We start from the raw sequence: 15,319 nt of genomic DNA on the forward strand, positions 1-15,319 counted from the left end.
CGCCCCGTCGGACCGGCGCTTGGCGATGCGCCGGCCGGCGCCGTAGAAGGCCGTCCATGGCCATATTGATCGCAATCACGGGGGGCTCCGGCTCCGGTAAGAGCACGCTGGCGGAGGCGCTTGTGTCCAGCCTGCCCGACGGGGCGGCCGTGCTGGTGCGCGAAGACTCCTATTATAAGGACGCCGCCGCCCTGCCCGGCTTCGACCCCGCGACCTTCGACTTCGACGATGTAGCCGCGCGCGACCATGCGCTGATGATCACAGACCTGAAGGCGTTGAAGTCGGGTCGGGGCGTGACCGCGCCCGTCTATTCCTTCATCCATCATGGACGCGAGCCGGGCGGCGAACCGATCCCGCCAGCCGAGGTGGTGATCGTCGAAGGCACCCATGTGCTCTGTACGCCCGAGCTGACCGCCCTGTTTGACATCCGGGTCTTCGTCGACACCCCCGCCGACATCCGCTTCATCCGGCGCCTGCTGCGCGACCAGTCCGAGCGGGGTCGGTCGGCGGATTCGGTCGTAGCCCAGTATCTCGCCACGGTGCGGCCGGGGCACGAGCGGCTGACCGAGCCGTCGCGCACCCACGCCGACTTCATCGTCGCCGACGCCACCGCCGCCGTCCGGCTGGAAGATCCGCAGGCCGTGGTTCGTCTGGCCGCGCCCGTCCTGGCCCATCCCCTGCTGGCGCCTTTCCTGACAGACTGAAGGTTTCGGTCGGACTTCGGAACGGATTGCCTTACGCCGCGACAGCCCGGTATGCGTCCTGAAACGAAACTGAAGGAGACGCCTGTGGCCATTCCCGCTTCGCTTCAAAAAGGCCTGACCCTGCCGGTCATCTCCTCGCCGATGTTCCTGGTCTCGGGGCCGGATCTGGTGGTCGAGGCCTGCAACGCCGGGATCATCGGCACCTTCCCGTCGCTGAACCAGCGCACCACCGAGGGCTATCGGGACTGGCTGCAGGAGATCAAGGGACGCCTGTCCCCCGACGCCGCCGCCTTCGGCGTCAACCACATCGTCCACCCGACCAACCCCCGGCTGATGGCCGACATGATGGTGTCGGTCGAGGAGAAGGCGCCGCTCATCATCACCTCGCTCGGCGCGGTGCGCGACGTGGTGGATGCGGTCCACGGCTACGGCGGCGTGGTCTTCCACGACATCGCCAACATCCGTCACGCCCGAAAGGCGGCCGAGGCGGGCGTCGACGGCCTCATCCTGGTCGCCAACGGCGCCGGCGGCCACGCCGGCATCATCAATCCCTTCGCCCTGATCAACGAGGTCCGGTCCTTCTACGACGGGACCATCATCCTGGCCGGGGCCATTTCGACGGGCCGAGACGTGGCGGCGGCCCTGATGATGGGCGCCGATTTCGCCTATATGGGCACCCGCTTCATCAACACGGCCGAAGCCCTGGCGCCCGAGGCCTATAAGCAGATGGTCATCGACAGCGGCTCGACCGACATCGTCCATACCCCGGCGGTCTCCGGCGTTCCGGCCAACTTCATGACCAAATCCCTGATCGAAAACGGTATCGATCCCAAACATCTGCCCGAGCACAAGCTGGACATGGGCGACGAAGCCAAGGCCTGGAAGACGGTCTGGTCCGCCGGCCAGGGCGCAGGGGCCATCCACGACGTCGTTCCGACCGCCGAACTGGTCGCCCGCCTGCGACAAGAGTTCGCTCAGGCTACGGAACAGTTTTCAGCCCGCTTCCCGACAGGCTAAGGGGCTCTTTCGCGCGGTTCGCGCGTTGGAGCCCCCATGATCCGAAACACACGCGCCGCCCGCCTCCCCGTTCCCCTCGCCGTCGCCCTTGCGGCCCTCGCCGCACCGGCCCTGGCCAAGACCTCCGGTCCTTCCTCGGACTGGGGTTTCGAGCTGGGGGCGGGGACGGACAACCGATCCAAGGCGGCGTCCAAGTCCGGCAACGACGGCTATGTCTTCGGCGCTGCGACCTGGGAGTCCGCCGACGGCCGTTTCTACGCCGGTCCCGGGTTCGAGACGATCCAGGCTGGGGGTTCCCGGTTCGAGACCGAACTGGTCGCCGGCTACCGGCCGGAAGCCTGGGGCTACGCCTTCGACCTCAGCCTGGCCTACAAGAACCGATGGGACGTTGATCCCGGCTATGACGCCGATGGTTGGGAGCTGACCGGCGACATCAGCCGCGCCGTCGGTCCCGCCGAGGCCCGGCTGCAGGTCCAGTATTCGCCCGACGCGGCCGGGTCCACACGGTCCTTCACCTGGGTCGAAGCCCAACTCGCCTGGGCCTTCAGTCCCCGTCTGGAGGGCTCTGCCGCCGTCGGCCGCCGCGAACAGGACGGCGCCCCCGACTACACCGGCTGGAACGCGGGCGTGACCTACGCCCTGACGGACGCCCTGGCGCTGGATCTGCGCTACCACGACACCGACGCCCATACATTCGGCGAACAGTACGAGAAGGCCCTGGTGGCGGAAGTGGCCTACGCCTTCTGACCCGCACCCTTGCGCCCGCGCCTTGGGGCTCCCATATCGAGGGCGTCGATCTCTCTGCGTAACGCCGCTGCTCCCTTTGCATCACGCACCGAGGTCCAAACGCCGATCCCATTCAGACCCGACAGACCGCCTGGGGCCCTCCCTTCGGTCAACGCCAGACGGAGGTCTCCAAGTGGCTACCGGCACTGTAAAATGGTACAATCCCACCAAAGGCTACGGCTTTATCGCCCCTGATGACGGCGGCAAGGACGTCTTCGTCCACGCCTCGGCGGTCGAAACCTCGAGCCTCGGCTCGCTGAACGAAGGCCAGAAGATCGGCTACGAGATCGAGCGCGACCAGCGCTCCGGCAAGGAATCCGCCAGTCGCCTTTCGGCGGCGGAGTAGGACAAGCTTCTTGGCTCGCCCGCCATCGCTTTCGACGGCGAGGTGACGAAGCTCCTGCCTCTGGGCGGCCGGAAGGTCCGCCTGGACAACGGCCACATCGTCACGGTCCTGCCGACCCTGGGTGCGCCGAACGGCGTGTCCTTGCTCGGCGACCGTGTCGTGGTCGAGATCGCCTTCAATCAGCTGAAGGGCTGGCGCCTCGCGCGCCGGCCCTGAAGCCTTTCTGCACGGATGACGACATGACCCCGCTCGCCGACATGATCCCCACCATGACCGACGCCGACCTGACCACCCTGCGCGCCAACGCCGCCCGTCTGGTCGAACACGGCGCCTCCACCCAGGTGATGGCCGCCAGCGACATCCTGCCGGTCATCGACGACGAACTGGCCCGCCGCGCCGCCCTGCCCAAGCCCGTCAAGGCCCCGCCGGCGAAGCGCGCCGCCCCCAAGAAGAAGCTGCCGCCCGTCACCGGCCACCAGACGGCTCTGCCGACCGGCTGAGATCAGCCCAGGGCCTGATCCAGGTCGGCGATCAGGTCCTCGACGTCCTCGACCCCGACCGACAGGCGGATCAGGCTGTCGGTGATCCCGCCCTTCTCGCGGACCTCCTTGGGCACGCTGGCGTGGGTCATGATGGCCGGGTGGTTCACCAGGCTTTCGACCCCCCCCAGCGATTCCGCCAGCGTAAAGACCTGCACCTGCTCCAGCACCCGCTTGGTCCGCTCCAGGTCGCCGTCCAGGATCACCGTCACCATGCCGCCGTAACCGCCGCGCATCTGGCGCGCCGCCAGTTCGTGCTGCGGATGGGCGATCAGGCCGGGATAGATGACTTTCGCCACGCCCGACCGGGTCTCCAGCCAGCGCGCCACCGTCAGGGCGTTCTCGCAGTGGGCCTTCATCCGCAGCGCCAGGGTCTTCAGGCCACGGTTGGCCAGGAAGGCGTCGAACGGCCCCATGATTCCGCCGACCGAGTTCTGCAGAAACTTGATCCGCGTCGCCAGCTCAGCATCTGCGGTCGCCAGCACCCCGCCGATGATGTCCGAATGGCCGTTCAGATATTTGGTGGCCGAGTGCATGACGATGTCCGCCCCCAGGCTCAAGGGCTGCTGGCAGAAGGGCGTGGCGAAGGTGTTGTCGACCACCAGCAGCAGGCCATGCGCCTTGGCCACCGTCGACAGGGCGGCGATGTCGGCCAGTTTCATCAGCGGGTTGGTCGGCGTCTCGACCCACAGCATCTTCGTCTTGGGCGTGATGGCCGCCTCGACCGCGGCGATGTCGCTCAGGTCCACATAGGTGAAGTCCAGCCCCATGCTCCGCCGTCGCACCCGCTCGAACAGCCGCCACGAACCGCCGTACAGGTCATCGCCGGTCACGACGTGATCGCCCGCGTCCAGCAGCTCCAGCGCCGTCGAGGTCGCCGCCATGCCCGAGCCGAAGCCGAACCCATGCGTCCCGCCCTCCAGGTCGGCGATGCAGGCCTCGAACGCCTCGCGCGTCGGGTTCTTGCCCCGCGCATACTCATAGCCCTTGTTCACGCCCGGGCTTTCCTGGGCGTAGGTCGAGGTGGCGTAGATCGGCGTCATCACCGCGCCCGTCGTCGGGTCGGGATGCTGCCCGGCATGGATGGCGCGGGTCGAGAAACCCTGGCTGTTCTTCTTGTCGGCCATGGTTCTTACCGGTTCAGGCTGAGGTGGTTGATCAGGTCGGTGCGGGTGATCAGGCCCACGAACTTTTCGCCGTCCAGCACGATGGCCACCCGATCACGGTCGAACAGGGGGATCAGGGCGTCCAGCGGCTCATTAACCTGGACCGTGTCCAGATCGCGCGTCATGGCGTCGGCGACCGGCTTGGCGAACCGCTCCTTGCGGGTGATCTCGTCGGTGTTCATCACATGGACCAGATCGCTCTCGTCCAGAATGCCGACCAGACGCCCGTCCTCGATGATCGGCAGCTGGGAGACGTCGGCGCCCTTCATCCGCTTGAAGGCCGTGTCCAGGGTGTCGCCCGGACCGGCGACGACCACGTCGCCCCGCTCGTACTTGCGATTGATCAGGTCCGACAGGTCGCCGTGCAGCTCGCGCTCGCCCAGGCCCTGATCCGCCAGCCAGGCGTCGTTATAGACCTTGGACAGATACTTGGCCCCGGTGTCGCAGACGAAGGTGACGCAGGTCTTGGGCTCAGTCTGTTCGCGGCACCAGCGCAGGGCCGTGGCGATCAGAGTGCCCGACGAAGATCCCGCCAGAATGCCTTCCTTCAGCAGCAGTTCGCGCGCCGTGGCGATGGCTTCCGCGTCCGGGATCGAATAGGCCTTGTCGATCAGGCTCATGTCCGCCGTATCGGGCACGAAGTTCTGACCGATGCCCTCGACCGTATAGCTGCCGTCCGGCCCCGGCACGCCCTCGTTGACGATGCCGGCCAGGGTCGATCCCACCGGATCCGCCAGAATGATCTGGGCGTTCGAGCCGACGCTCTTCAGGTAGCGCGCCACGCCGGTGATCGTCCCGCCCGAGCCGATACCGGCGACGAAGGCGTCGATGTCGCCCCCCGTCTGTTCCCAGATCTCCGGCCCCGTCGTCTTCACATGGGCCTCGGCGTTCGACTGGTTGGCGAACTGGTTGACGTAATAGGCGCCGGGAATGGCCTGGGCCAGACGCTCGGCCATGTCGGTGTAATATTCCGGGTGTCCGTGCGGCACGTCCGACCGGGTGAGGCGAACATCGGCGCCCATGGCTCGCAGATGCTGGATTTTTTCCTTCGACATCTTGTCCGGAATGACCAGCAGCACCTTATATCCACGCGCCCGCCCGACCAGGGTCAGGGCCAGGCCGGTATTGCCGGCCGTCGCCTCGACGATCGTGCCGCCTTCCTTCAGCCATCCCTCACGTTCGGCCGCATCCAGCATCTCGACCGCGATCCGGTCCTTGATCGAACCGCCGGGGTTCTGGGACTCCAGTTTCAGCAACAGCCGGCACTTGCCGGTGTCGATCTTCGTCACCTCCACCATCGGCGTCCGGCCGATCAGATCCAGCGGCGACTTCACGGTCGCGCTAAGGGCGGGGGCGTTCAGGGACATCGTAGGCTCCGGTTCGGGACGCAGCGAGGCTGAGGCCTCACATTCACATGGTCAACTCACGCAAGATTTGACCCAAGGGCGCGGTTCCGCGCTACGAAAGACGCAATGACCAAATCACCCAAGAGGCCGCCCGCCGGTCTCCCCGACAAAGACACCCTCCTCGCCTTTCTGCGCGAGGCCGGATCGGCCGAGAAGACCGATATCGCCCGCCACTTCGGCCTGAAGGGCGGCGATCGCCGAGCCCTGCGCGAAATGATCCGCGAGCTGGAGGCTGAGGGCCGACTGGGCAAACGGGGCCGCAAGGGCTTCTCAGAAGCCGGCGCCCTGCCCCCCGTCGGCGTCGCCGATGTGATCGAACGCGACGGCGACGGCGAACTTTACGTCCGCCTGGTCGAGGCCGGCGCCGATGCGCCCCGCGCCCTGTTGATGCCTGACAAGGCAAAGCCCGGTCCCGCGCCCGGCCTGGGCGACCGGCTTTTGGTCAAGTTCCAGCGCGGCGACGACGGCTGGGAGGCGCGGTTGATCAAACGGCTGGACGCCGGGACGAACCGTGTCCTGGGCGTCATCCGCAAGTCGGCGCGCGAGACCCGCGTCGAGCCGGTCGATCGCCGCTCCAAGGACGTGCTGCTGGTGCCCCAGGCCCAGTCCGGCGATCTGCGCGACGGCGATCTGGTCCTGGCCGCCATCGAAAAGGGCGACCAGCGCTATGGGCCCAAGCGCGGCAAGATCCTGGAACATATCGGCAAGGAGGACGACCCCCGCGCCGCCTCCCTGATCGCCATCCACGCCCATGGCGTGCCGACCGGCTTCTCCGAGGCGGTGGAGCGCGAGGCCGAGGATCAGGAGCTGCCGACGCTGAAGGGGCGCGAAGATCTGCGCGAGATCCCCTTCATCACCATCGACCCCGCCGATGCGCGAGACCATGACGACGCCGTCTACGCCGCCCGCGACGAAGATCCGAAGAACCCCGGCGGCTGGATCGTCTGGGTCGCCATCGCTGACGTCGCCGCCTACGTCCGCCCCGGCAGCCAGCTGGACCGCGAGGCGCGCGACAAGGGCAACTCCACCTACTTCCCCGACCGGGTCGAACCCATGCTGCCCGAGGTGCTGTCGAACGGCCTGTGCAGCCTGAAGGAGGGCGAGAACCGCGCCTGTCTGGCGGTGCGGATGGTGTTCGACAAGGACGGCCGCAAGACCGGCCACAGGTTCGTGCGCGGCCTGATGCGGTCGCACGCCAAGCTCAGCTACGAACAGGCCCAGGCGGCCATCGACGGGCCTGAAAAGGGGTGCGGGGCCGACGACACGACCGGACCGATCATGGAGACCATCCTCTATCCGCTGTGGAACGCCTATCACGCCATGCTGAAGGGCCGGCTGAAGCGCAGTCCGCTGCAGATCGAATCCGCCGAACGCCGCATCCGCATGGCGCCCGACGGCGGGATCGCCTCCATCGAGAAGCGCGCTTCCCTGGAGGCGCACCGGCTGATCGAGGAGATGATGATCCAGGCCAACGTCTGCGCCGCCGAGACCCTGGAGCAGAAGAAGACGCCCCTGATCTATCGCGTCCACGACGCCCCCAGTCAGGAGAAGATCTTCAACCTGGCCGACTTCCTCTCGACCATCGGCAAGCCCTGGAACAAGGGCGAGCCGGGCACGACCAAGCGGTTCAACAAGTTGCTGGACGAGACCCGCGACGGCGAATACGCCGATGTGGTCAACGAAGTGGTTCTGCGCACCCAGATGCAGGCCATCTATTCGCCGGACAATGTCGGCCACTTCGGCCTGAACCTGGACCGCTACGCCCACTTCACCTCGCCGATCCGGCGTTACTCCGACCTGATCGTCCACCGCGGCCTGATCCGGGCGCTGAACCTCGGCAAGGACGGGCTGACCGACCGCGAGATCGCCGAACTGCCGGCCATCGCCGAGGGCGTGACCATGACCGAGCGCCGGTCCATGGCGGCCGAGCGGGACGCCATGGACCGCTATATCGCCGCCTTCCTGGAGGACCGCGTCGGCGCGACCTTCACCGGACGGATCACCGGCGTGACCCGCTTCGGCCTGTTCATCCGCCTCGACGAGACCGGCGCCGACGGCCTGGTTCCCGTCTCCACCCTGGGCGGCGAGTATTTCGCCCACGACGACCGCGCCCACGCCCTGGTCGGCGAACGCACCGGCAAGCGCTTCACCCTGGGCCGGATGGTCGAGGTCAGGCTGGTGGAGGCCACCCCCGTCACCGGCGGACTGGTGTTCGAAATGCTCAGCGAACCGGAGCCGCGCGATCCCAACGCCCCGCCCCCTCGCTACGGCGTCCGGGGACGAGGCGGCGACGGCCCGCCGATCCGCGGCAAGAACCGGCCGGGCGGCCCCAAGCCCCGCAACGGCTCCAAACCTTCGGGCGGGCTGAAGGGCGTGCGCAAAGGCAAACGGAGGTGACCCCCTTCGACGCCGCGCAGGACCTGACCGACGCGCCTCGCGTCGGCGGCGCCCAACGCCCCAAGGACGCGGCGACATTGATCGTGACACGGGGCGGGTCGCGGCCTGAGGTGCTGATGGGGCGGCGGGCGCCGGGCCATGTCTTCATGGCGTCGAAGTGGGTGTTTCCCGGTGGGCGGATCGACCGGGCGGATTTCACCGCCGCCTCGACCGGCGCCTTGGCCCCCGATGTCGCGCGCCGGCTGGAGGCCGAGGTTCCCGCCCGCCGCGCCCGCGCCCTGGCCCTGACGGCGATCCGCGAGACCTTCGAGGAGACCGGGCTGATCCTGGGGCGCGCCGCGCCGTCGACCAGCGTCGCCGGACCGTGGCGCGAATACCGGCAAGCGGGCGCCCTGCCCGATCTGTCGGTCCTGTCCTACATCGCCCGCGCCGTTACGCCGCCCGGCCGCCCGCGCCGGTTCGACGCCCGGTTCTTCCTGGCCCCGGCGGAGGCCCTGTTGACGCCCGAGCCGACCGCAGGATCAGGCGAGCTGGACGAAATCGCCTGGCTTCCCCTGGAAGACGCTCGCGCCCTCGATCTGCCCGCCATCACCCGCTTCGTGCTGGGCGAACTGGCCGAGCGGCTTGGCCAGGATCGAACCAGCCCCAACCGCCCCCTCCCCTTCGTCCGCATGGTGCGCGGCCGCCATATCGTCGATCACAGGGACTGACCATGCCCAGCGCCATCACCCTGCGCCTGACCACAGCAGACCCGGTCCCAGGCGTCGCCTACAGCCTGCAGGACAAGGCCAACACGCCGGTCAAACCCCGTATCGCCGGTGACGGTCCGATCAGTTTCGACGTCCCCGTGACCCTGTCCGACGACGGGCGGCTGACCGGCCCCTTCGTGCGACGCGAGGGAGCGTTGCGCCGCTTCATCTATATCGCCATCGGCACGTCGGCGGGACAGCACAGCGAATGGAGCCGTCGCGCCAAGATCGACGTCCATGATATTCCCGCAGACCTTCTGGCCCTGGCGCGCGAGGGCCGGACGCTGGAGATGATTCTGCCCGGCCGCGCCCGCGACGGCGGCCCCGCCTGCGCGACTGTGCGGCCTCTTCAGCCGTGGACGGCCGTCTGAGATTGGGCCGTTGACTTTGGATCGAGTCTGAGTATGTTTCGCGCCTCTTATTTTAAGCGGCTTTCGCCGTCGCAGAGGTAATTCCGATGGCCAAACCGGCTTCCATCAAGATCCGCCTGAACTCCACGGCCGACACCGGCTTCTTCTACGTCACCAAGAAGAACGCTCGCACCATGACCGAGAAGATGGTCGTCAAGAAGTACGACCCGGTCGTGCGCAAGCACGTCGAGTTCAAGGAAGGCAAGATCAAGTAACGCCTTGATCCGCTGACAAGGGAAAACGCCCGGCTGGTCGCAGCCGGGCGTTTTTCGTTGCGGCTAAGCCGGTGCGACGTCAGACCGCGCGCGCGACGACCTTGTTGCGGCCGCCGGCCTTGGCTTCATAAACGCCTTCATCGGCCCGCTTCAGCAGGGCCTCGGGCGTGTCCCCGGCGCCGGTCGTCGCGGCGACGCCGATCGACAGGGTGATGGTCAAAAACTCCTCGCCGCCCATCACGCGGAACGGCGCTGCGGCGATGTCGCGGCGAATACGCTCGGCCACCATACGGGCGTCCTCCAGACCCGCGCCCGGCATGACCACCACGAATTCCTCCCCGCCCATACGGCAGGGCAGGTCCACGGCGCGCACATTGGTGGCGAGCCGGACCGCAAATTCGGCCAGAACCTCATCGCCGGCGTCGTGGCCGAAACCGTCGTTGACCGCCTTGAAGTGGTCGATATCCAAGACCAGCACAGCCACCGGCGAGCCGCCGTGTGTGGCGCGCCCCACCAGGGCCTGCAGCTGGCCGGCCATGTAGCGCCGATTGTGCAGGCCCGTCAGAGAGTCGGTGACGGCCATTTCCAGACTGCTGTCCAGCTTCTGGCGCAGGAAGTCCGTATAGCGTTTGCGCCGGATCTGGGTGCGGACACGGGCGGAAAGCTCCTCGGTGTCGATCGGACGCGGCAGGATGTCGGTAGCCCCCAGCTCCAGCGCCTTGACCATCCGAGGTCGCTCGCCAGGCTCCACGATTGCGAGGACCGGCGCGCGCCGCGCATCGCCGGATTTCAGCATGGCGATGACCCTTAATCCGTCGAAACTCTGGGCCGCCACATTGACGATGATCAGATCCAGCGGCCCCTTGGCCGCCGCAAGCGCCGCCTGGGGGTCGGTCTCCACCACCACGCGGTGTTCGCGGCCCAGTTCCGCAGCGACCGCTGCGGCCTGGCTTTCGTCGTCATCGACGATCAGAACCCGGCCGCCTTCGGTTCTCAGACGCGCTGCAGCCTCGTCGCCCACGCCCATGCGCCGGCTGCTTTCCTCGCGCTCGCGCAGTTCGTCCATCACCTGCTTCAGCCGCGTCAGCGACTTGACCCGCGCCAGCAGCACCACATCGTCGATCGGCTTGGTCAGAAAGTCGTCGGCCTCGGCCTCCAGACCGCGAATCCGATCGGCTCGGCCGTCCAGGGCCGTCACCAGCACCACCGGAATGTGGCGCGTCTCAGCTCGCGCCTTCAACCGCCGACAAGTCTCGAAACCGTCCATGCCCGGCATCATGACGTCCAGCAGGATCAGGTCCGGCTGCTCTTTCGCCGCCAGGGTCAAGGCCGTCTGACCGTCGTGGCAGGTCAGCACGTCATAATATTCGATGGTCAGCTTGGCCTCGAGCAGACGCACATTCACGTCTACATCGTCGACGACCAGAATTCGCGCGCTCATCCCAGATGCTGCCGAATGGTCTGGAGGAAGTGCATGACCGATATCGGCTTGGAGATATAGGCCTCGCAACCGCCCTGACGAATCCGCTCCTCATCGCCCTTCATGGCGAAGGCGGTCACGGCGATGACGGGAATATGGTTCAGCTCCTCGTCGTCCTTCAGCCATTTGGTGACTTCGAGACCCGAAATTTCAGGCAGTTGAATATCCATCAGGATCAGGTCCGGATGGTGCGCGCGCGCCAGGGCCAAGGCCTGCAGCCCCTCTCGGGTCTGCAAGGTCTCGTAGCCCTGGGAATCGAGCAGATCATGAAAAAGCTTCATGTTCAGCTCGTTATCCTCGACGATGAGGACTTTCTTGGACATCATCACCTGACCTGGGTCGCCGGCGAATTGGCGACGCCGCGTTGAACGTCATACTGCCTGCCCAGTCTTAAGTTGGGGTGAAGCCAAGGTTACGGAGACCTTAAGCGTGGCCATAAAGGCCGTCTGTCGCCACTGTCTGTGGACCGGAACCGACCCCGCCGGGCCGCCGGATCGGCGCTGCCCGTCGTGCGGATCGCGCCGCATCGTCGCCCACACGGAACTGGATCGGTTGACGATCGCGCACATGGACTGCGACGCCTTCTACGCCTCGGTCGAAAAGCGCGATCGGCCCGAGCTTCGCGACCGGCCGGTGATCGTCGGCGGGGGAAAGCGCGGCGTGGTTTCGACCGCCTGCTATGTCGCCCGCCAATATGGCGTCGGCAGCGCCATGCCGATGTTCAAGGCCCTGAAGGCCTGTCCCGATGCCGTGGTGATCAAGCCGGACTTCGCCAAATACGTCTTTGAGTCAGATCGCATCCTGGGCGCCCTGGGCCGGCTGACGCCCCTGATCCAGCCGCTGTCGCTGGACGAGGCCTGGGTCGATCTGTCGGGCACGGAGCGACTGAACGGCGGGCCTGCGGCCTTTCAGTTGATCCGGTTCCAGAAGCAGATCGAGGACGAGACCGGCCTGACCGTCTCGATCGGCCTGGCGCCCAATCGCTTCCTTGCGAAAATGGCCTCGGAGATGGACAAGCCGCGCGGCTTTTCCGTGATCGGCGCAGGGGATGCGCAGGCCCTGCTGGCGCCCCGCTCCGTCACCGCCCTGCCCGGCGTCGGCCCGGTGTTCGGCAAGGCGCTGCGCAGCGACGGCTACGCCACCATCGGCGATCTGGCCCGGGCCGACGTCCGCGACCTGGTCAAACGCTATGGCGAGTCCGGTCTGCGCCTCTACGACCTGGCCCACGCCCGCGACGCCCGCGCCGTGAACCCGGAGCGGGACCGCAAGGGCATGAGCGCCGAGACCACCTTCAATGAGGACCTCAGCACAGCCGAGGCGCTGGAGGCCGAGCTCTGGCCCCTGTGCGAGAAGCTGGCGTCAAAGGCGCGGCGCGATGGCGTCGCCAGCCGCGTCCTGGTGCTGAAACTGCGCCGCACCGACTTCAAGATCGTCACCCGGCGGATCAGCCTGGCCGAACCGGTCCAGACCGCCCGCGCCCTGTTCGCCGCCGGTCGCGATCTGCTGCGACCGGAACTGGGGCCGCCCTATCGGCTGATCGGTATCGGCATGGCGGATATTCAGGATGCGGAAGACGCGCCTGTCGGTCTGTTCCAAAGCGCCGAGACCCGCCTCCTGAAGACCGAACGGGCCATCGACCGGCTGCGGGAAAAGTTCGGCAAGGACGCCGTGGTGGCGGGTCGGGCGCTTAAGACCTAAGAGGACGCATGGACCTCGCCAAACGCGCCTTCGACCACGGGTTCCGCCTGGACCCGATCGTCCGCAGCCTGCTGGACACCGATTTCTACAAATTGCTGATGTTGCAGATGATCTGGCGTGAACATCGCGACACGCCCGTCGTCTTCCAGGTCATCAACCGCACCCGGTCGGTCCGTATGGCGGACGAGATCGACGTCGCTGCACTGCGCGACCAGCTGGACCACGCCCGCACATTGCGCTTCACCAACAAGGAATTGGTCTGGCTGGCGGGCAACAGCTTCTATGGGGTGAAGCAAATCTTCTCGCCGGACTTCATCGCCTGGCTGACCGACTACCGCCTGCCCGACTACGACCTGTCGGTTCAGGACGGCCAATATGTCCTGACCTTCTCCGGCGCCTGGGCCGAGGTGACCCTGTGGGAAATCCCCGCCCTGGCCATCCTCAATGAACTGCGCTGCCGCACAGGGCTGCGTCGGCTGGGACGGTTCGAACTGGACGTCCTCTATTCGCGGGCCAAGACCCGGCTGTGGTCCAAGGTCGAGCGGCTGCGCGCCCTGCCCGATCTGGCCCTGTCCGACTTCGGCACCCGTCGTCGCCACGGCTTCCTGTGGCAACGCTGGTGCATTCAGGCCCTGAAGGAAGGTCTGGGCCGGTCCTTCATCGGCACCTCCAATGTGCTCCACGCCATGGAGAACGATCTGGAGGCCATCGGCACCAATGGCCACGAACTGCCGATGGTCCTGGCCGCCCTGGCCCCCGACGACGCCAGCCTGGCCCAGACGCCCTATGCTGTGCTGGACGAGTGGCGGCGGCACTACGGCGGCAATCTGCTGGTCGTCCTGCCCGACGCCTTCGGCACCGAGGCCTTTCTGGATCAGGCTCCCGACTGGGTCGCCGACTGGACCGGCTTCCGCCCCGACTCGGCCCCGCCGATCCCGGCGGGCGAACGGCTGATCGACTGGTGGCGCGAACGGGGCCGCGATCCGCGCGAGAAGCTGCTGATCTTCTCCGACGGCATGGACATTGACGGCATCGAAGCGGCCCACGCCCATTTCCATGGCCGCACCCGGCTCAGCTTCGGCTGGGGCACCAATCTGACCAATGACTTCCGCGACTGTTCGCCCGCCTTCGCCCCCGAGCTTGAGCCCATCTCCCTGGTCTGCAAGGTGGTCGAGGCTGGAGGGCGTCCCGCCGTCAAACTGTCGGACAATCCGGAAAAGGCCGTGGGCGATCCGGCCGAAATCCAACGCTATCGCCGCGTCTTCGGCGCGCGCGGCCTGACCGCTCGACCCGTTACGGTCTGAAACCCGGCCTTAAGCCCGATTGGTCATAAGGGCGGCATGAACGCCTTCGTCGACAAGATGCGCCGCCGCGCCGGCCGTTATCTGGATGTCCGCCCCGCGACCATCCGGCCCCCGCGAGGCGTGCTGAGCCTGTCGTTCGACGATATCCCCGCCTCCGCCTGGCTGGAGGCCGGGCCGGTGCTGGCCCAGCACGAGGTGAAGGCCACCTACTATGTCTGCGGCGGTCTGGCGGGCGGGCGCAATCTGGATCTGCCGCAGTTCGAGACCGAGCACCTTCAGGCCCTGCACGCGGCGGGACACGAGGTCGGCTGCCACACCTATGAACACGTCTCGACCCTGCGCCTGTCGCCGGCCGAACTGGACGCCAGCCTGGCCCGCAACGCCGCCTGGGTGTCGGAACGGCTGGACGGCTATCGGATGCAGACCTTCGCCTATCCGTTCGGCGACTGCGCCCTGGGGTCCAAGGCGGTGATTGAGCGGCGCTTCCTGTGCGGGCGAGGCGTGCGCGACGGGATCAACACCGGCCGCGTGGATCGCAATCTGGTGCAGGCCATCGGCCTGGAGAGCCGTCGCCTGCCCGGCTATGATCTGGAACAGCTTGTCGCAGACACGGCGGCCTCTAGAGGCTGGCTGATCGCCTACGGCCACGACGTCAGCGACGCGCCCACCCCCTATGGCTGCCGCCCCGAAGACATCGACCGGCTGATCCTGCTCGCCAAGGCCGCCGGGCTGGACATTCAACCCGTGGCCTCGGCCTGGGGCCGCCTTACCGACTGAAACGGCTTAGAAAACGCCCACGGCGCCCTCGGCCCAAATCAGCAGAACCGCCAGGACCACCGCGGCGCAGACGGCCAGAGCCAAAGAACGACGTTTGATCAAAGCCAGCGTCAGTTCGATCAAGACGCCCGCTCCGACCAGCAAGACGCCCGCGAACAGGAAGTCCGACGCCGTCCAGGCGACCTCGCGAGTGAACTGCATGGCCACCAGCGGCGCCGATAGGGCCAAGGCCACAAGGCCCCAGCCGACCAAACGCAGAGGATGCGCCCCGCCCGCACGCTTCGCCGCCATCGACATGCCGTCGCTCCAATCCGAAAATGTCAGC

18 protein-coding genes are annotated in these 15,319 nt (G+C 67.1%); 13 read left to right on the forward strand and 5 right to left on the reverse strand.

What is annotated here, in order from left to right; translation table 11 throughout:
- The first annotated feature begins 56 nt into the window (after window positions 1–56).
- The 6 genes from udk to AC1RKE_RS01760 all read left to right on the forward strand — a co-directional run bounded on the left by udk (window position 57) and on the right by AC1RKE_RS01760 (window position 3,353).
- Entirely contained in the window at window positions 57–704 is a 648-nt protein-coding gene (udk, locus tag AC1RKE_RS01735; protein ID WP_054766158.1) for a uridine kinase, read from the forward strand.
- A gap of 84 nt (window positions 705–788) precedes the next feature.
- Window positions 789–1,721: an NAD(P)H-dependent flavin oxidoreductase gene (locus AC1RKE_RS01740; RefSeq protein ID WP_348684659.1), complete on the forward strand. Its 933-nt coding sequence runs from the start codon at window positions 789–791 to the stop codon at window positions 1,719–1,721.
- A gap of 36 nt (window positions 1,722–1,757) precedes the next feature.
- A complete protein-coding gene (locus AC1RKE_RS01745) occupies window positions 1,758–2,468 on the forward strand; it encodes a TorF family putative porin (protein WP_348684660.1) in 711 nt (236 codons plus the stop codon).
- A gap of 172 nt (window positions 2,469–2,640) precedes the next feature.
- Window positions 2,641–2,853, forward strand: a complete 213-nt coding sequence (locus AC1RKE_RS01750) for a cold-shock protein (RefSeq protein ID WP_348684662.1) — start codon at window positions 2,641–2,643, stop codon at window positions 2,851–2,853.
- A 42-nt stretch (window positions 2,854–2,895) separates the two neighbouring features.
- A complete protein-coding gene (locus tag AC1RKE_RS01755; protein ID WP_152950636.1) occupies window positions 2,896–3,069 on the forward strand; it encodes a hypothetical protein in 174 nt (57 codons plus the stop codon).
- A gap of 23 nt (window positions 3,070–3,092) precedes the next feature.
- Window positions 3,093–3,353, forward strand: a complete 261-nt coding sequence (locus AC1RKE_RS01760) for a hypothetical protein (RefSeq protein WP_287105397.1) — start codon at window positions 3,093–3,095, stop codon at window positions 3,351–3,353.
- Window positions 3,354–3,355: 2 nt separating this feature from the next.
- Here AC1RKE_RS01760 and AC1RKE_RS01765 read toward each other — a convergent pair whose 3' ends face one another.
- Together AC1RKE_RS01765 and AC1RKE_RS01770 are read right to left on the reverse strand one after the other, a co-directional pair.
- Window positions 3,356–4,519 carry a cystathionine gamma-synthase gene (locus tag AC1RKE_RS01765; protein ID WP_348684664.1) on the reverse strand — a complete coding sequence of 388 codons (1,164 nt, stop codon included), beginning with the start codon at window positions 4,517–4,519 and terminating at the stop codon, window positions 3,356–3,358.
- A gap of 5 nt (window positions 4,520–4,524) precedes the next feature.
- Entirely contained in the window at window positions 4,525–5,925 is a 1,401-nt protein-coding gene (locus AC1RKE_RS01770) for a pyridoxal-phosphate dependent enzyme (protein WP_348684666.1), read from the reverse strand.
- Between the two features lie 105 nt (window positions 5,926–6,030).
- On the opposite strand from AC1RKE_RS01770, the gene rnr reads away from it, so the two are divergent.
- The 4 genes from rnr to rpmG all read left to right on the forward strand — a co-directional run bounded on the left by rnr (window position 6,031) and on the right by rpmG (window position 9,735).
- Window positions 6,031–8,361 carry a ribonuclease R gene (gene rnr / locus AC1RKE_RS01775; RefSeq protein ID WP_492896231.1) on the forward strand — a complete coding sequence of 777 codons (2,331 nt, stop codon included), beginning with the start codon at window positions 6,031–6,033 and terminating at the stop codon, window positions 8,359–8,361.
- Window positions 8,358–9,071 carry an NUDIX hydrolase gene (locus AC1RKE_RS01780; RefSeq protein WP_287394825.1) on the forward strand — a complete coding sequence of 238 codons (714 nt, stop codon included), beginning with the start codon at window positions 8,358–8,360 and terminating at the stop codon, window positions 9,069–9,071. Before rnr ends, AC1RKE_RS01780 begins: the two co-directional genes overlap by 4 nt.
- Before the next feature lie 2 nt (window positions 9,072–9,073).
- Entirely contained in the window at window positions 9,074–9,481 is a 408-nt protein-coding gene (locus tag AC1RKE_RS01785) for a DUF5990 family protein (protein WP_348684206.1), read from the forward strand.
- Between the two features lie 86 nt (window positions 9,482–9,567).
- The gene (gene rpmG / locus AC1RKE_RS01790; RefSeq protein WP_003164451.1) at window positions 9,568–9,735 is read left to right on the forward strand and encodes a 50S ribosomal protein L33; all 168 of its coding nucleotides are present in this window, start codon (window positions 9,568–9,570) and stop codon (window positions 9,733–9,735) included.
- A gap of 79 nt (window positions 9,736–9,814) precedes the next feature.
- On the opposite strand, the gene AC1RKE_RS01795 is transcribed toward rpmG, so the two are convergent.
- Window positions 9,815–11,176 (reverse strand): PleD family two-component system response regulator, encoded by a 1,362-nt coding sequence (locus AC1RKE_RS01795; RefSeq protein ID WP_228184435.1) that lies wholly within the window; start codon window positions 11,174–11,176, stop codon window positions 9,815–9,817.
- On the reverse strand, window positions 11,173–11,538 hold the full coding sequence (locus tag AC1RKE_RS01800; RefSeq protein ID WP_182713570.1) for a response regulator: 366 nt from the start codon (window positions 11,536–11,538) through the stop codon (window positions 11,173–11,175). The genes AC1RKE_RS01795 and AC1RKE_RS01800 overlap by 4 nt, the downstream gene beginning before the upstream one ends.
- Before the next feature lie 106 nt (window positions 11,539–11,644).
- Here AC1RKE_RS01800 and AC1RKE_RS01805 point away from each other — a divergent pair, with 106 nt between their 5' ends.
- Genes AC1RKE_RS01805 through AC1RKE_RS01815 form a run of 3 tightly spaced genes read left to right on the forward strand, consistent with a single transcriptional unit; the run spans window position 11,645 to window position 14,994 of the window.
- Window positions 11,645–12,913, forward strand: a complete 1,269-nt coding sequence (locus tag AC1RKE_RS01805) for a DNA polymerase IV (protein WP_348684208.1) — start codon at window positions 11,645–11,647, stop codon at window positions 12,911–12,913.
- 8 nt (window positions 12,914–12,921) lie between these two features.
- The gene (gene pncB, locus AC1RKE_RS01810) at window positions 12,922–14,217 is read left to right on the forward strand and encodes a nicotinate phosphoribosyltransferase (RefSeq protein ID WP_348684210.1); all 1,296 of its coding nucleotides are present in this window, start codon (window positions 12,922–12,924) and stop codon (window positions 14,215–14,217) included.
- 36 nt (window positions 14,218–14,253) lie between these two features.
- Window positions 14,254–14,994 (forward strand): polysaccharide deacetylase family protein, encoded by a 741-nt coding sequence (locus AC1RKE_RS01815; RefSeq protein WP_348684212.1) that lies wholly within the window; start codon window positions 14,254–14,256, stop codon window positions 14,992–14,994.
- 6 nt (window positions 14,995–15,000) lie between these two features.
- On the opposite strand, the gene AC1RKE_RS01820 is transcribed toward AC1RKE_RS01815, so the two are convergent.
- On the reverse strand, window positions 15,001–15,291 hold the full coding sequence (locus AC1RKE_RS01820) for a hypothetical protein (RefSeq protein ID WP_348684213.1): 291 nt from the start codon (window positions 15,289–15,291) through the stop codon (window positions 15,001–15,003).
- Window positions 15,292–15,319 lie beyond the last annotated feature (28 nt).

The organism is Brevundimonas sp. GW822-FHT03E11 (genome assembly GCF_058801445.1).

What these genes read in the sequence shown, in the direction of transcription:
- udk (WP_054766158.1), top strand. Translation starts at nt 57, where the DNA reads ATGGCCATATTGATCGCAATCACGGGGGGCTCCGGCTCCGGTAAGAGC.
- AC1RKE_RS01745 (WP_348684660.1), top strand. Translation starts at nt 1,758, where the DNA reads ATGATCCGAAACACACGCGCCGCCCGCCTCCCCGTTCCCCTCGCCGTC.
- AC1RKE_RS01760 (WP_287105397.1), top strand. Translation starts at nt 3,093, where the DNA reads ATGACCCCGCTCGCCGACATGATCCCCACCATGACCGACGCCGACCTG.
- AC1RKE_RS01765 (WP_348684664.1), bottom strand. Translation starts at nt 4,519, where the DNA reads ATGGCCGACAAGAAGAACAGCCAGGGTTTCTCGACCCGCGCCATCCAT.
- AC1RKE_RS01770 (WP_348684666.1), bottom strand. Translation starts at nt 5,925, where the DNA reads ATGTCCCTGAACGCCCCCGCCCTTAGCGCGACCGTGAAGTCGCCGCTG.
- rnr (WP_492896231.1), top strand. Translation starts at nt 6,031, where the DNA reads ATGACCAAATCACCCAAGAGGCCGCCCGCCGGTCTCCCCGACAAAGAC.
- AC1RKE_RS01785 (WP_348684206.1), top strand. Translation starts at nt 9,074, where the DNA reads ATGCCCAGCGCCATCACCCTGCGCCTGACCACAGCAGACCCGGTCCCA.
- rpmG (WP_003164451.1), top strand. Translation starts at nt 9,568, where the DNA reads ATGGCCAAACCGGCTTCCATCAAGATCCGCCTGAACTCCACGGCCGAC.
- AC1RKE_RS01795 (WP_228184435.1), bottom strand. Translation starts at nt 11,176, where the DNA reads ATGAGCGCGCGAATTCTGGTCGTCGACGATGTAGACGTGAATGTGCGT.
- AC1RKE_RS01800 (WP_182713570.1), bottom strand. Translation starts at nt 11,538, where the DNA reads ATGTCCAAGAAAGTCCTCATCGTCGAGGATAACGAGCTGAACATGAAG.
- pncB (WP_348684210.1), top strand. Translation starts at nt 12,922, where the DNA reads ATGGACCTCGCCAAACGCGCCTTCGACCACGGGTTCCGCCTGGACCCG.
- AC1RKE_RS01815 (WP_348684212.1), top strand. Translation starts at nt 14,254, where the DNA reads ATGAACGCCTTCGTCGACAAGATGCGCCGCCGCGCCGGCCGTTATCTG.
- AC1RKE_RS01820 (WP_348684213.1), bottom strand. Translation starts at nt 15,291, where the DNA reads ATGTCGATGGCGGCGAAGCGTGCGGGCGGGGCGCATCCTCTGCGTTTG.